At 71.5% G+C, this 14,455-nt stretch carries 14 protein-coding genes; 11 read left to right on the plus strand and 3 right to left on the minus strand.

Going from position 1 to position 14,455, the window contains the following annotated elements; genetic code table 11:
- Positions 1–82 precede the first annotated feature (82 nt).
- The 5 genes from argC to ACJX2R_RS39990 are packed head-to-tail and all read left to right on the plus strand — an operon-like array spanning position 83 to position 4,986.
- Positions 83–1,111 carry an N-acetyl-gamma-glutamyl-phosphate reductase gene (gene argC / locus ACJX2R_RS39970; RefSeq protein ID WP_413104062.1) on the plus strand — a complete coding sequence of 343 codons (1,029 nt, stop codon included), beginning with the start codon at positions 83–85 and terminating at the stop codon, positions 1,109–1,111.
- The gene (argJ, locus tag ACJX2R_RS39975; RefSeq protein WP_413104063.1) at positions 1,108–2,262 is read left to right on the plus strand and encodes a bifunctional glutamate N-acetyltransferase/amino-acid acetyltransferase ArgJ; all 1,155 of its coding nucleotides are present in this window, start codon (positions 1,108–1,110) and stop codon (positions 2,260–2,262) included. Before argC ends, argJ begins: the two co-directional genes overlap by 4 nt.
- Positions 2,259–3,230 carry an acetylglutamate kinase gene (argB, locus tag ACJX2R_RS39980; protein WP_413104064.1) on the plus strand — a complete coding sequence of 324 codons (972 nt, stop codon included), beginning with the start codon at positions 2,259–2,261 and terminating at the stop codon, positions 3,228–3,230. Before argJ ends, argB begins: the two co-directional genes overlap by 4 nt.
- Complete coding sequence (locus tag ACJX2R_RS39985; protein WP_413104065.1) at positions 3,227–4,429, plus strand: acetylornithine transaminase; 1,203 nt, start codon at positions 3,227–3,229, stop codon at positions 4,427–4,429. The genes argB and ACJX2R_RS39985 overlap by 4 nt, the downstream gene beginning before the upstream one ends.
- Positions 4,430–4,437: 8 nt before the next feature.
- Positions 4,438–4,986, plus strand: coding sequence for an arginine repressor (locus tag ACJX2R_RS39990; RefSeq protein WP_262700872.1), 549 nt, complete (start codon positions 4,438–4,440; stop codon positions 4,984–4,986).
- Here ACJX2R_RS39990 and ACJX2R_RS39995 read toward each other — a convergent pair.
- Complete coding sequence (locus tag ACJX2R_RS39995) at positions 4,983–6,023, minus strand: LacI family DNA-binding transcriptional regulator (protein WP_413104066.1); 1,041 nt, start codon at positions 6,021–6,023, stop codon at positions 4,983–4,985. The genes ACJX2R_RS39990 and ACJX2R_RS39995 overlap by 4 nt on opposite strands.
- A gap of 155 nt (positions 6,024–6,178) precedes the next feature.
- Here ACJX2R_RS39995 and ACJX2R_RS40000 point away from each other — a divergent pair, with 155 nt between their 5' ends.
- The 6 genes from ACJX2R_RS40000 to ACJX2R_RS40025 are packed head-to-tail and all read left to right on the plus strand — an operon-like array spanning position 6,179 to position 12,617.
- A complete protein-coding gene (locus tag ACJX2R_RS40000) occupies positions 6,179–7,000 on the plus strand; it encodes an ABC transporter permease (protein WP_413104067.1) in 822 nt (273 codons plus the stop codon).
- Positions 7,000–7,785, plus strand: a complete 786-nt coding sequence (locus ACJX2R_RS40005) for an ABC transporter permease (RefSeq protein WP_262700875.1) — start codon at positions 7,000–7,002, stop codon at positions 7,783–7,785. Before ACJX2R_RS40000 ends, ACJX2R_RS40005 begins: the two co-directional genes overlap by 1 nt.
- An 11-nt stretch (positions 7,786–7,796) precedes the next feature.
- The gene (locus ACJX2R_RS40010; RefSeq protein WP_413104068.1) at positions 7,797–8,831 is read left to right on the plus strand and encodes an ABC transporter ATP-binding protein; all 1,035 of its coding nucleotides are present in this window, start codon (positions 7,797–7,799) and stop codon (positions 8,829–8,831) included.
- Positions 8,828–9,880, plus strand: a complete 1,053-nt coding sequence (locus tag ACJX2R_RS40015) for an ABC transporter substrate-binding protein (RefSeq protein ID WP_413104069.1) — start codon at positions 8,828–8,830, stop codon at positions 9,878–9,880. Before ACJX2R_RS40010 ends, ACJX2R_RS40015 begins: the two co-directional genes overlap by 4 nt.
- Positions 9,877–10,869 (plus strand): nucleoside hydrolase, encoded by a 993-nt coding sequence (locus ACJX2R_RS40020; protein WP_413104070.1) that lies wholly within the window; start codon positions 9,877–9,879, stop codon positions 10,867–10,869. Before ACJX2R_RS40015 ends, ACJX2R_RS40020 begins: the two co-directional genes overlap by 4 nt.
- A 56-nt stretch (positions 10,870–10,925) precedes the next feature.
- Positions 10,926–12,617, plus strand: coding sequence for an adenine deaminase C-terminal domain-containing protein (locus ACJX2R_RS40025; RefSeq protein WP_413104071.1), 1,692 nt, complete (start codon positions 10,926–10,928; stop codon positions 12,615–12,617).
- Between the two features lie 123 nt (positions 12,618–12,740).
- Here the strand turns inward: ACJX2R_RS40025 and ACJX2R_RS40030 are convergent, their stop codons facing one another.
- A complete protein-coding gene (locus tag ACJX2R_RS40030; RefSeq protein ID WP_413104072.1) occupies positions 12,741–13,757 on the minus strand; it encodes a bile acid:sodium symporter family protein in 1,017 nt (338 codons plus the stop codon).
- Positions 13,758–13,823: 66 nt separating this feature from the next.
- Positions 13,824–14,414 carry a pyridoxamine 5'-phosphate oxidase family protein gene (locus ACJX2R_RS40035; RefSeq protein WP_413104073.1) on the minus strand — a complete coding sequence of 197 codons (591 nt, stop codon included), beginning with the start codon at positions 14,412–14,414 and terminating at the stop codon, positions 13,824–13,826.
- Positions 14,415–14,455: the final 41 nt, after the last annotated feature.

Raw genomic sequence — 14,455 nt, forward strand, 5'->3', positions numbered from 1 at the left:
CGGTGGTGGGAATCCGGCCACCCTTTGCATAAAGCTGTCGTCGAACGTATAGTCATGCCATCATCTAGGGAGGACGACGGCGATGGCCATACGTGCTGCGGTGGCGGGCGCGAGCGGATACGCGGGCGGGGAACTGCTGCGGCTGCTGCTCGCCCACCCCGAGGTGGAGATCGGCACCCTGACCGGAAACTCCAACGCCGGGCAGCCCCTCGCCGGGCTTCAGCCCCATCTGCTCCCGCTGGCCGGGCGGGTGCTCGAGCCCACCACCGCCGAGGCGCTGGCCGGGCATGACGTGGTCTTCCTGGCGCTGCCGCACGGACAGTCCGCCGCCGTGGCCGAGCAGCTCGGCGACCAGGCCCTGGTCGTCGACTGCGGTGCCGACTTCCGGCTGAAGGACGCGGCGGACTGGGAGAAGTTCTACGGTTCGCCGCACGCCGGCACCTGGCCCTACGGCCTGCCCGAGCTGCCCGGCGCCCGCGCCGCGCTGGAGGGCACCAAGCGCATCGCGGTGCCGGGCTGCTACCCCACCGCCGTCTCCCTCGCGCTCTTCCCGGCGTACGCGGCCGGGCTGCTGGAGCCCGAGGCGGTCATCGTCGCCGCCTCCGGGACCTCGGGCGCGGGCAAGGCGCCCAAACCGCATCTGCTGGGCAGCGAGGTCATGGGCTCGATGAGCCCGTACGGCGTCGGTGGCGGCCACCGGCACACCCCCGAGATGATCCAGAACCTGTCCGCCGCGGCGGGGGAGCGGGTGTCGGTCTCCTTCACCCCGACCCTCGCCCCGATGCCCCGCGGCATCCTCGCCACGTGCAGCGCCAAGGCCAGGCCCGGGGTCACCGGGGAGAGCCTGCGCGCCGCGTACGACAAGGCGCTGCGGGACGAACCGTTCGTCACCCTCCTCCCCGAGGGCCAGTGGCCCTCCACCGCCGCCGTGTACGGATCCAACGCCGCGCTGCTCCAGGTCGCCCATGACGAGGCGGCCGGACGCGCCCTCGTGATCAGCGCCATCGACAACCTGACCAAGGGCACCGCGGGCGGCGCGGTGCAGAGCATGAACATCGCCCTCGGCCTCCCCGAGGAGCTGGGACTTTCCACGATCGGAGTCGCTCCATGAGCGTTACGGCAGCCCAGGGCTTCACGGCCTCCGGCGTCGCGGCAGGGATCAAGGAGAACGGAAACCCCGACCTCGCACTCGTGGTGAACACCGGCCCGCGCCTCTCCGCCGCGGCCGTCTTCACCTCCAACCGCGTCAAGGCCGCCCCCGTCCTGTGGTCCGAGCAGGTCATCAAGGGCGGTCAGGTCTCGGCCGCCGTCCTCAACTCCGGTGGCGCCAACGCCTGCACCGGCCCGCTGGGCTTCCAGGACACCCACGCCACCGCCGAGAAGGTCGCCGAGGTCATCGGCCACAGCGCGGGCGAGGTCGCCGTGGCCTCCACCGGGCTCATCGGCGTCCGGCTGCCCATGGACGCGGTGCTGTCCGGGGTCGAGACGGCCGCCGCCGCCCTGAGCGAGCACGGCGGCGAGAAGGCCGCGATCGCCATCAAGACCACCGACACCGTCCACAAGACGGCCGTCGTACAGAGCCCGGCCGGCTGGACCGTGGGCGGTATGGCCAAGGGCGCCGGGATGCTCGCCCCGGGCCTGGCCACCATGCTCGTCGTCCTCACCACCGACGCCGACCTGGACGCCCCGGGGCTGGACACCGCGCTGCGCTCCGCCACCCGCACCACCTTCGACCGGATCGACTCCGACGGCTGCATGTCCACCAACGACATGGTGCTGCTGATGGCCTCCGGCGCCTCCGGTGCCGCCCCCGACACCGCGGAGTTCGCCGAGGCGGTCCGCGAGGTCTGCGCCGATCTCGCCCGCCAGCTGATCGGGGACGCCGAGGGCGCCTCCAAGGACATCCGGATCGAGGTCGTGGGCGCGGCCACCGAGGACGACGCGGTGGAGGTGGGCCGCTCCATCGCCCGTAACAACCTCCTCAAGTGCGCCGTCCACGGCGAGGACCCCAACTGGGGCCGGGTGCTCTCCGCGATCGGCACCACCTCGGCCGCCTTCGAACCGGATCAGCTCAATGTCGCGATCAACGACGTCTGGGTGTGCAAGAACGGCTCGGTGGGCGAGGACCGGGAACTGGTCGACATGCGCTACCGCGAGGTCCGCATCACCGCCGACCTTGCCGCGGGCAGCGAGTCGGCGGTCATCTGGGCCAACGACCTGACCGCCGACTACGTCCACGAGAACAGCGCGTATTCATCATGAGCCAGCCGACCGCCACCCGTAAACACACCGCCCTGCCCAAGGCCCGCACCCTCATCGAGGCGCTGCCCTGGCTGACCCGGCACCACGGCAAGACCGTGGTGGTCAAGTTCGGCGGCAACGCCATGGTCGACGACGAGCTGAAGGCCGCCTTCGCCCAGGACGTCGTCTTCCTGCGCCACGCGGGCCTGCGCCCCGTCGTCGTCCACGGCGGCGGCCCCCAGATCAGCGCACAGCTGGACCGGCACGGTCTGGTGAGCGAGTTCAAGGCCGGGCTGCGGGTCACCACCGACGACGCCATGGACGTCGTACGGATGGTGCTGGCCGGACAGGTCCAGCGCGAACTGGTCGGGCTGCTCAACCGGCATGGCCCGCTGGCCGTCGGCATGACCGGCGAGGACGCCCATCTGATGTCCGCCACCAAGCACTTCGCCGAGATCGACGGCGAGCAGGTGGACATCGGCCGGGTCGGCCAGATCACCGAGATCGACACCGGCGCGGTGCGGGCCCTGCTGGACGACGGCCGGATCCCGGTCGTCTCCTCCATCGCCCGCAGCGCCGACGACGGCCATGTCTACAACGTGAACGCCGACACGGCCGCGGCCGCCCTCGCCGTCGCGCTGGGCGCCGAGACGCTGATGGTGCTCACCGATGTCGAGGGCCTTTACGCCGACTGGCCCAACAGCGACGAGGTGATCAGCAAGCTCACCGCGAGCCAGCTGGAGAAGCTGCTCCCGGAGCTGGCCAGCGGCATGGTGCCGAAGATGGAGGGCTGTCTGTACGCCGTGCGCCACGGGGTCACCACAGCCCGTGTGCTCGACGGGCGGGTACCGCACTCCATCCTGCTGGAGGTCTTCACCGACGAGGGCATCGGCACGATGGTCCTGCCGGACGGGACCGTGATCGGCGACGACGACCAGGACAGCAAGGGCGACCAGGACGGCAACGGCGACAAGGGGGAGGACCAGTGAGCAACGCGGAGCTGAAGCGGCGCTGGCAGGGGGCGCTCATGGACAACTACGGCACCCCCCGCCTCCCGCTCACCCACGGCGAGGGCACCAAGGTCTGGGACGCGGACGGCAAGGAGTACCTCGACTTCGTCGGCGGTATCGCCGTCAACTCGCTCGGCCATGCCCACCCCGCCGTCGTCCGGGCGGTGTCCGACCAGATCGCCACCCTCGGCCATGTCTCCAACCTCTTCGTGGCCGAGCCCCCGGTGGCGCTCGCCGAGCGGCTGCTCCAGCTCTTCGGCCGCTCCGGACGTGTGTACTTCTCCAACTCCGGCGCGGAGGCGGTCGAGGCCGCCTTCAAGATCGGGCGGCGCACCGGGCGCACCCATATGGTGGCCACCGACGGCGGCTTCCACGGCCGCACCATGGGCGCGCTGGCCCTGACCGGCCAGCCCGCCAAGCAGGAGCCCTTCCTGCCGCTGCCCGGCGATGTGACGCACGTGCCGTACGGGGACGTGGAGGCGCTGCGCGCGGCCGTCACCACCGACACCGCCCTCGTCATCCTGGAGCCCATCCAGGGCGAGAACGGCGTCATCGTGCCGCCGGCCGGCTATCTGGCCGCGGCGCGGGAGATCACCCGGGCCACCGGCACCCTGCTGGTGCTCGACGAGATCCAGACCGGGATCGGGCGGACCGGCCACTGGTTCGAGCACCAGGCTCAGGGCGTCGAGCCCGATGTCGTCACCCTCGCCAAGGGGCTCGGCGCCGGGCTGCCCATCGGCGCCACCCTCGCCTTCGGGCCCGCGGCCGATCTGCTGACCCCGGGTCAGCACGGATCCACCTTCGGCGGCAACCCCGTCTCCTGCGCGGCCGGTCTCGCCGTCCTCGACACCATCGCCGCCGACGGCATCCTGGACCGGGTCAAGCGGGCGGGGGAGCGGCTGCGTAACGGAATCGAGTCGCTTGACCACGCACTGGTCGCCCGGGTCCGCGGGGCCGGGCTGCTGCTCGGTATCGTGCTCACAGAGTCCCTCGCGCCGCAGGTGCAGAAGGCGGCTCAGGACGCGGGACTCCTGGTGAACGCGGTCGCGCCGGATGTGGTCCGGCTCGCCCCGCCGCTCGTCATCTCCGACGGCGAGGTGGACACCTTCCTCCGGGAGCTGCCCGCCGTCCTGGACGCCGCACATGAGGGAGACGGGGAACGACGAGCCGGAGACTGACGACACCGATGACCGAGGCGCAGCACACCGACGCGCAGGACGCCAACCACGGCCCGGCCGTGCCACAGACCCGCACCGCACGCCACCGCCGGATCGTGGACATCCTGAACCGGCAGGCCGTGCGCTCCCAGAGCCAGCTCGCCAAGCTGCTCGCGGACGACGGGCTGTCCGTCACCCAGGCGACGCTCTCCCGGGACCTGGACGAGCTGGGCGCGGTGAAGATCCGCAACACCGGCGGTGAGCTGATCTACGCGGTGCCGAGCGAGGGCGGCGACCGCACGCCGCGCGCCCCGCTCGGCGAGTCGGCGAGCGAGGCGCGGATGGCCCGGCTGGCGGGTGAGCTGTTGATCTCGGCGGAGGCTTCGGCCAACCTCGTGGTGCTGCGCACTCCGCCGGGCGCCGCCCAGTTCCTCGCCTCGGCCATCGACTCGGCGGAGCTGCACGACATCCTCGGCACCATCGCGGGCGACGACACGCTCCTGCTGATCAGCCGCGACCCGCTGGGCGGCCAGGCACTCGCCGACCATCTGCTGCGACTGGCCCAGAAGGAGCGCTAGCTCTTCCGGGCCCGCGACGGGGCGTGAGACGGGACGTGTGACGTGCGCGTCGACCCACCAGGGGGCGCCGCAGTGGAGTCGCGCACCACCAGCCGCGTGGCGATCCGGACGCGCGGTGGCCGGGAGCCCGCCGCGGGGGCCTCCCGCACCAGTCGGCATGCCTCGCTTCCCGCCTCCTGGAGGGGGACGTGGAGCGCGGTGCTGCCGGGCTGGGTCATGCCGATGACGGTGAGGTCGTCGGAGGCGGCGAGGCTGATGTCCTCCGGGACGCGCAGTCCGGCGTTGCCCAGTCCCATGAAGAGGCCGAGCAGCACATAACTGCTGTAGACCATGACGGCGGTGATCGGGGTCTCCTGCCGCACCAGGTGCTCCGCCGTGGCGAGTCCGGCGTCGAACCGCGGCGGTACGGGATCCAGGACGATCAGTTCGCCGCCGCCGTCGGCCACCGCGGTCAGGGCGGCCTTCCGGCGCTGCCGGTCCATCCAGGAGCCGGGCGGACCGCCGAGGTAGGCGATGCGACGGTGGCCGAGGCCGAGGAGATGGTTCATCAGTTTGGTCACCCCGCCGGGGGTGTCCACCACCACCCCGGGCAGCCCCGGGGCCGTGCGGTCCACCGTCACCACGGGCAGCCGCTCGGCGAACGAGCGCAGGGCGGCGTCCGGGCTGACCGGCGCGACCAGGATGAGTCCGTCGACCCGCGGGCCCAGCTGGTGCACCAACTCCCGCTCGCGGTCCGCCGAGTGGTCGGAGACGCCGAGCAGGACGTTTCCGCCCGCCTCGGTGAGGGGCTGCTGAACGCCCGTGACGATGGGCGGGAAGAAGGGGTTGGCGAGGGTGGGGACGATGACCCCCACCAGCCCGGTGTGGCCGGTGGTCAGGGCGCGGGCGGTGGCATTGAGCCGGAATCCCATCTCGGCGGCCACGAGGGACACCCGCTCCCGGGTCTCCGCCGCGACCATGTCGGGCCTGCTGAGCGCGCGTGACGCCGTGGAAGTGGACACGCCCGCCGCTCGAGCGACGTCTGCCAGTCGAACCATCCGCCCCTGCTCTCGTTGCCGGTTACACGGTGTTAACCGATGGCCGTTGACGGCCTCCCCGGGGCTAGCGTACCTTGCCTGCAACCGGTTGCTGCAACCGGTTGCATTTCTATGGTGGTGCACAGCGCACCGTATTTCCGACGGAGGACGGGTTCGTGTCACGCAGAGCGGCGTCTGGCCTCTTGCTCCTGCCCGGGGTGGCGCTGCTCGCCTTCGGCTTCCTCTATCCCTTCGGCGTCACCCTGTTCGCCCCGCCCGCCGCGGAGCACCCCGATGTCCTCGGCAAGCTCGGCGGGATGCTCGGCGACGCCTACGTCCTGGAGGTGGCGGCCCGGACCATCCGGGTCGCCGCCCTCACCACGGTCATCTGTCTGCTGCTCGGCTTCCCGGTGGCCTACCTGATCTCCCGGGCGCCCAGGCGCCGTCAGGGCCTGCTGCTCGCGCTCGCCGTCTTTCCGCTGTTGCTCTCCACCGTCGTCCGCACCTTCTCCTGGCTGGTCATCCTCGGCCGCAACGGACTGATCAGCTCCGTGCTGGTCGACCTGAAGATCGTGGACGGTGGCACCCAGCTGCTCTACACCGAATTCGCCCTGGTCGCCGGGCTCACCCAGCTCTTCACCCCGATCATGATCCTGACCTCCTACAGTTCGCTCTCCCATATCGACGCCAGGCTGGAGGACGCGGCCAGGGGGCTCGGGGCCAAACCGGGCCGGGCGTTCCGGAGCGTGGTGCTGCCCCTCGCGCTGCCCGGTGTGCTGGTCGGCGCGACCCTGGTCTTCGCCGGCGCGGTCACCGCGTTCACCACTCCGCTGCTGCTCGGCGGCACCCGCAACCGCACGCTGGCCACGCTGCTGTACGACTACGCCAATGTGAAGCTCGACTGGAGCGCGGCGAGCGCGGTCGCCCTGATCATGACCGTGCTGGTGCTCGCCGCGAGCTGGATATCCGGTCGGCTGTCCCGGGTGGGGGCGGTCTGATGCGAGGGCGTCCCGTGCTCACCGCGCTGTCCGCGCTGGCGCTGCTGTTCCTGCTCGGACCGATCCTGCTCGTTGTCGCGATCGCGTTCTCCTCCGGTGACACCGTCGAGTTTCCGCCCCCGGGCCTGTCGGGGAAGTGGTTCACCAAGGCGCTCGCCCACCAGCCCTTCCAGGACGCGCTCCTCACCAGCGCGCTGGTGGCGGCCGGAGCGACGGCCCTGGCGCTGCTCGTCGGCGTTCCGGCCGCGCTGGCGATCCAGCGCCGCCGGTTCCCCGGCCGTAAGGCGATCGAGGCGCTGTTCCTGTCCCCGGCGATCGTGCCGGAGCTGGTCCTCGGCTTCGCCCTGTTCCAGCAGCTGATGGTCACCCTGCGGATCACCGCCCTCGGAGCGCTGCTGATCGGCCACACCGTGCTGCTCCTGCCGTACGCGGTGCGGGTGACCGGAGCCTCGCTCGCCATGGCCGACCCCGCCCTGGAGGAGGCGGGACGCGGTCTCGGCGCGGGGCCGCTGCGGACGTTCCTGCACATCACCCTGCCGGTGATGACGCCCGGCATCGTCTCCGCGGCCGTGCTGTCCTTCCTCACTTCCTTCAACAATGTGCCGCTGTCACTGCTCCTCAACGGCCCCGGTGTCTCCACCCTCCCGGTCGAGATGCTCCATTACGTGGAATTCTCCTTCGACCCGGTCGTCGCGGCCGTGAGCACGCTGCTGCTGGCGGCGACCGTGCTGGTCGCCCTGGTCACGGAGCGGCTCGTCGGATTCAACAAGGTCTTCAGCAAGTAGGGATGCGCCAGATGACGACGCCAGTGGTCCAGCTCCGGGCCATCACCCGGGAGTTCTCGGGGTCGGTGGCCGTGGACGCCATCGATCTGACCGTGGAGCGCGGACAGTTCACCGCCCTGCTCGGGCCCAGCGGCTGCGGCAAGACCACGACCCTGCGGATGATCGCGGGATTCCTCCCGCCCAGCTCCGGCACCATCCTGCTCGACGGCGAGGAGGCCACCCGGCTGCCGCCCGAGCGCCGCAACATCGGCATGGTGTTCCAGTCGTACGCCCTCTTCCCGCATCTGACCGTGGAGAAGAACGTGGCGTTCGGGTTGCGGATGCGGGGCGTGCCCGCCGCCGAGATCCGCACCCGGGTGGGCGAGGTGCTGGAGCTGGTCGGCCTCGCCCATCTCGCCCGGCGCAAGCCCAAGGAGCTCTCCGGCGGCCAGCAGCAGCGGGTCGCGCTCGCCCGCGCCGTGGCCATCCGCCCCTCGGTGCTGCTGCTGGACGAGCCGCTGTCCAACCTGGACGCGCGGCTGCGCGTCCAGATGCGGCAGGAACTGCTGCGCGTCCAGCGGGAGACGGGGCTGACCGCCATCCTGGTCACCCACGACCAGGAGGAGGCACTGGAGCTCGCCGACTCCATGGTGATCCTCGACCGCGGCCGGATCGTGCAGCAGGGCCCGCCGCGCGAGGTTTTCCGGGCGCCCGCGACCCGCTTCGTCGCGGAGTTCCTGGGCTATGAGAACTTCCTCGACCTCCCCGGCCGGGGCCCGATCACCATCAGGCCCGAGCATGTGGGCGTCCTCGCCCCCGGTCAGAAGCCGCCCCCCGGCGGTGAAGTGGTCGAGGGGACCGTGGCCGCGGTCCGCTTCCGCGGTACGGACTTCGCGGTCACCGCCACCGTCGGCGACCGCGTCCTCCACGCCATCAGCACCGACGACACCCTGCGCGCGGGGGAGCCGGTACGGCTCCATCTGCCCCTTGCGCGGGCCGTCCCCCTGGCCGGCGACGACGGCGACGCCCGGTCGGCCACCTCGAAACAGCAGGAGTGTCCCGCATGATCCGCACCACCAGACTCCTCGCCGGCGCGGCGGCCGCGGCCGCCGTCTCCCTGTCCCTGTCCGGCTGCGCCGAAACCGCCGGCGCCGACCCCAAGAAGCTGACCGTCTCCACCTTCGGCTTCGGGGCGGACCGCTTCGAGAAGACGGTGGTCGAGCCGTTCGAGAAGAAGACCGGGATCGATGTCACCGTGGAGACCGGCGCCAACGCCGACCGGCTGACCAAGCTCCGCGTCAACAAGGCGAACCCCACCGTCGACGTCGTCATGATCACCGACCTCTTCGCCGCCATGGGCCAGAAGCAGGGCCTCTTCGAGAAGATCGACCCCGAGAAGGTCCCCAACCTCTCCAAGGTCTACGACTTCGCCAGGAGCGAGGACGGCTACGGCCCCGCCTACACCTACCAGCTGCTCGGCATGCTCTACCGCACCGACAAGTTCAGCGAGCCGCCCACGCTGAAGGAGCTGTGGAAGGCCGAGCACAAGGGCAAGGTCGCCGTCCCCGACATGTCCACCAGCGCCGGAATGCCCTTCCTCGAGGCCACGTCCGCCACGTACGGCACGGGTCCCAAGGATGCCGACGCCGGATTCAAGAAGCTCTCCGACCTCAAGCCCAATGTGCTCAAGTTCTTCAACCGCAGCACCGAACTGGTGAGCCTCCTGGACCGCGGTGAGGTCGAGATGGCCCCCGGCCTCGACCTGTTCGCCGTGGACCCGGCCAAGGCCGGCAAGCCCATCGGCTGGGCACCGTTCGACAAGGGCCGCTTCGTCGCCGCCAACACCGCCCAGCTCGTCAAGGGCAGCAAGAACAAGGCGGGCGCCGAGAAGTTCATCGACTATCTGCTCTCCGCGGACGTCCAGGAGAAGGCCGCCGCCTCCTTCAACGACAAGCCGGTCAACAAGGACGCCGAGGTGCCCGCGTCCCTCACCAAGGTGGCGGGCAAGGCCGCGAACGACCCGTCCGCCGCCGGGTTCACCTCCCCCGACCTCGGCTACGCGGTCGATCACAACGACGCGTGGGTGGACCGCTTCCAGCGCGAGGTCTCCGGATGAGCCAGGCCCCCCACCGGGTCATCATCGACTGCGACCCCGGGATCGACGACGCGATCGCGCTGCTGCTGGCGTACGCGTCACCCGAACTCGACGTCGTGGGCGTGACCACCGTCGCGGGCAACGTCGGACTCGATCAGGTCGTCGACAACGCCCTGCGGCTGTGCGACCTGATCGGCGGCGCCGCGGCGGCCACCCCGGTGCTCCGTGGCTACGCCGGCCCCCTGGCCCGCGCGCTGCGCCACCCCGATGAGCCGGTGCACGGCGCGTACGGCCTGGGCGGTGTGGAACTCCCCACGCCCACCCGGGCCGTCCACCCCGGCCACGCCGTGGACTGGATGGCCGAACGGATCCGGGTCGGCGACCCCCAAGAGATCACCCTCATCGCCACGGCGCCGCTCACCAACGTCGCCGCGCTGCTGCACGCCCACCCCGACGTCCGGGAGCGGCTGGCGGAGATCGTCATCATGGGCGGGGCGGCCTTCGCCCCGGGCAACACCACGCCCGCCGCCGAGTTCAACTTCCACGCCGACCCCGAGGCCGCCCGCTATGTCGCCGAGGCCGGGGTGCCGCTGCGCATCGTCGGGCTCGATGTGACCCGCGAGGCCCTGACCCCGCTCGCCGACGCCGAGGCACTGATCGCCGACGGGGCGCCCGCGACCTCGGCGGCCGGGCGGATGCTGAGCCATCTCATCGAGCGCTACGCCCGCCGCCACGCCGTGCGTGCCTGCGCCGTGCACGACGCGCTCGCTGTCGCGGCGGCCGTCCGGCCGGGACTCCTCCAGTGGACCGAGGCCTGGGTGACCGTGGAATGCGCGGGCGAGTTCACCCGTGGCGCGCTGGTCGCCGACGTCCACGGGCGCACCGGCCTGCCGCCCAACGCCAAGGTGGCGACGGGCGTCGACGCGGAGGCGTTCCGCGCGTTCCTCATGTCGCGGCTGCGTGGCCGCTACGGCGCGCACACCGCGCCCGTGCCGGGCGCCTCCGCGTAGGGCCGACGCACCCTCCCACTCCCGATTCCAGAACAGAGAACGAGCAGGAGACCCCCATGCCGATGCCAAGCCGCTGCGATCTCCTCATCCGTGGTGCCGGCGTCGTCTCGGTGCACACCGGCGAGATCCGGCCGGCGGACGTGGTGGTGACCGGGGACCTCATCCGCGCCGTCGCCGCGCCCGGTGTGCGGATCGACTCCGACCGCGTCCTGGACGCCGAGGGGCTGCTCCTGGCGCCCGGGTACATCGACGCCCATATGCACATCGAAAGCTCGCTGCTCACCCCTGCCGAGTTCGCCCGGATCACGGTGCGGCGCGGTACCACCACGGTGCTCGCCGATCCGCACGAGATCGTCAACGTCGCCGGGCGCGAGGCCATGGCCTGGATGATCGAGCAGGGCCGCGCGCCCGCGCAGACCATGCTGTGGGCCGTGCCCTCCTGCGTCCCCGCGCTGGAGGGCTTCGAGACCGCCGGATCCCGGCTCACCGCCGAGGACATCGCCGAGATGCTCGACTGGGACGGGGTGACCACGCTCGGCGAGGTGATGGACTACCGGGCCGTCGTCGAGGGCTCCCCGCGGATGCGGTCGATCGTCGAGGCCGCCCGGCGCAAGGGTGTCCGGCTCGACGGCCACTGCCCGGGCCTGACCGGCGACGATCTGGGCGAGTACCTCTGGGCGGGGATCGACTCCGACCACACCAAGAACACCCCCGAGGTCGCCGTCGAGAAGGCCCGGCTCGGAATGTTGCTGATGCTCCAGGAGAAGTGCCTCACCCCCGAGCTGGTGGCTCGCCTCCGCGAGCTCCCCGTCCTGCCCGACTTCTGCCTGGTCACGGACGATCTGGCGGCCGATGCCATCCTCGAGCGCGGACATCTGGACCATATCGCCCGGGTCGCATTGGACGCCGGGTTCAGCCCGCTGACCGTGCTCCGGGCCCTCACCCTGCACCCGGCACGCCGCCTCGGCCTGGACGACCGTGGCGTGGTGGCACCGGGGAAGCGGGCCGACCTCGTCCTGCTGCGTGCACTGGAGGACCCGACGCCGGTGACCGTCGTCTGCGGTGGACGGGTCGTCGGGGCCGCCGACGCCGACACGACGGCCCCGGTCCGCAATCCCTTCGCCGACTCGGTGCGGCTCGCCCCGCTCGACGAGGACGACTGCCGCTGGCGGGTGGACCTGCCCGATGGGGAACACACCTTCCGGGCGCTGCGGGTGAACCCCGTGGACACCTTCACCGAACCGGCCGAGGTCGTGCTGCCCGTACGGGACGGCCTGGTGAAGTGGGAGGGCAGGACGGCCGTGCTCGCGGTGTACGAGCGCCACCAGCGCTCCGGGCGCCGAACGATGGCCCCCGTGGTCGGCTTCGAGCTGGCCGAGGGCGCGGTCGCCACCACGTACGCGCATGACAGTCACAACCTCACCGTCGTCGCCACCGACGCCCCCGCGCTGCGCCATGCGGCCAATCGGGTGATCGGCTCACACGGTGGTATCTGCGTGGCCGTCACCGGAGAGCCGGTCGTGCACCTCCCGCTGCCGGTGGGCGGCGTGATGTCCCCGGCGCCGGCCGCCGAGGTCGCCCGGGGCGCGGCCGCCGTACGGGAGGCACTGCACAGGTGGGGCTGGCGGCACCGCAATGCCTTCATGAGCGTCTCGACCATGACGCTGCCCGTCTCGCCGCAGATCAAGCTCACCGACAAGGGTCTGGTGCGGGTGGTCGACCGGGCGTGGGAGCCGGCCGTCGTCTGACGGCCGGGACCGGATCGGCTGACGGTCGAACGGGGGACCGGCTGACGGCCGGACGGGGACCGGCCGACGGTCGAACCGGGGTCGGCCGTCAGCCGCGTCCGTGGGATGGCCAGGCCGTCGCCGTCAGCCGGTCTCCGCCCTGCGCGCCCGGTACGACATCCAGGCCGCCACTACCGCCCCCGAGACGTTGTGCCAGACCGAGAACACCGCGGCCGGGAGCGCGGCCAGCGGGCTGAAGTGGGCGGCGGCCAGGGAGGCGGCGAGCCCGGAGTTCTGCATGCCGACCTCGAAGGCCATGGCCCGGCTGGCGGGAGCGCCCAGCCGGGCCAGCTTGCCGGCCCCGTAGCCCAGCGCCAGGCCGAGCCCGTTGTGGAGCACCACGGCCAGTAGCACCAGCGCCGCCGCCGACTTGATGGCGTCCGCGCTCGCGGCCACCACGATGGCCACGATCACGCCGATGGTGACCGCCGACAGCCAGGGCAGCAGCCCCAGCACCCGCTGGATGAACCGCCCGGCGACCAGCCGTACGACCAGTCCACCGATCACCGGCAGCAGCACGGTCTTGAGGATGTCGGTGACCATCGACTCCGCGTCCACCGGCAGGAACTCCCCGGCCAGCAGCAGCGTCAGCGGCGGGGTGACCAGTGGCGCGAGCACCGTGGAGACGGTGGCGACGGACACCGACAGCGCCACGTCGCCGCGCGCCAGGTACGTCACCACATTGGAGGCCGTTCCGCTCGGTGCGCAGCCGACCAGGATGACACCGGCCGCCAACTGCGGGGAGAGACCGAGGGCGTTGGCGATCAGCCACCCGAGACCCGGCATGATCACATAGTGCGCGACCAGCCCGAGCGCCACCGCCCACGGCCGCTTGGCCACACCGGAGAAGTCCCGCGGGGTCATGGTGAGCCCCATGCAGAACATGACCACGCCGAGCAGATAGGGCACGTTCGGCGCCCAGCCGCTGAAGGTGCCGGGCGTGGCGAGGCCCGCCGCACCGGCGGCGAGGACGAGGAGGGGGAAGACGGTGACGGCCCGCCGGGCCGCCCGGTCGGCGGCGGCGGGCTCCGGTGACGGCGAGGGCGCCTGGCCCGCCGTCGTCGGGGAGTTGTCCGCGGAGCTCTTCGATTCGGATCGCACCGCGTGATGGAACGCTCCCGGAGGCGCGGTCCGCAACACCGTCTCGTTATGTGGTCACTACACCCACTATGTGGAACTCAGCGGCGGCAGCGGCAGCGGAAGCCCCGGCAGACCGTCGATGCTGCTGGCGATGTGCTCCTTCTTGTGGAAGTAGGCGTCCAGCGACGCGTCGTCCTCCCGCCGGAAGCGGGAGGCGTGCAGCGGGCGGTCCTCGCGATAGTCCATGAACGGGACCGCGTAGCCGCAGGTGTCCCGGATCAGCTCGGCCGTCACCACGATGATCGCCCGCAGCCCGTGGTCGTCGACATCAATGTCCGGGAAGTGCTTCAGCAGCGCGGAGAAGCGTGGATCGTCACGGAACACCGGCTCGCCCCGGCCGTGGACGCGCACGATGTTCGGCGGGCCGGTGAAGGCGCACCACATCAGGGTGATCCTGCCGTTCTCCCGCAGATGGGCGATGGTCTCCGCGTTGCTGCCCGCGAAGTCCAGATAGGCCACGGTCAGTTCGTCGACCACGGCGAAGGAGCCGGCCAGCCCCTTCGGGGAGAGATTCACCGTGCCGTCACCGGCCAGCGGTGCGGTGGCGGTGAAGAACATCTTCTGCTCTTCGATGAAGGTGCGGAGTCTGCCGTCGATACGTTCGTACACCTTTCCCATGTGGCGCATTATCCCTGCGGGTGGTCGCCGGGTCGATGTTT

It is taken from the genome of Streptomyces sp. Inha503 (genome assembly GCF_047215865.1).
Lineage (GTDB): Bacteria > Actinomycetota > Actinomycetes > Streptomycetales > Streptomycetaceae > Streptomyces > Streptomyces lycopersici.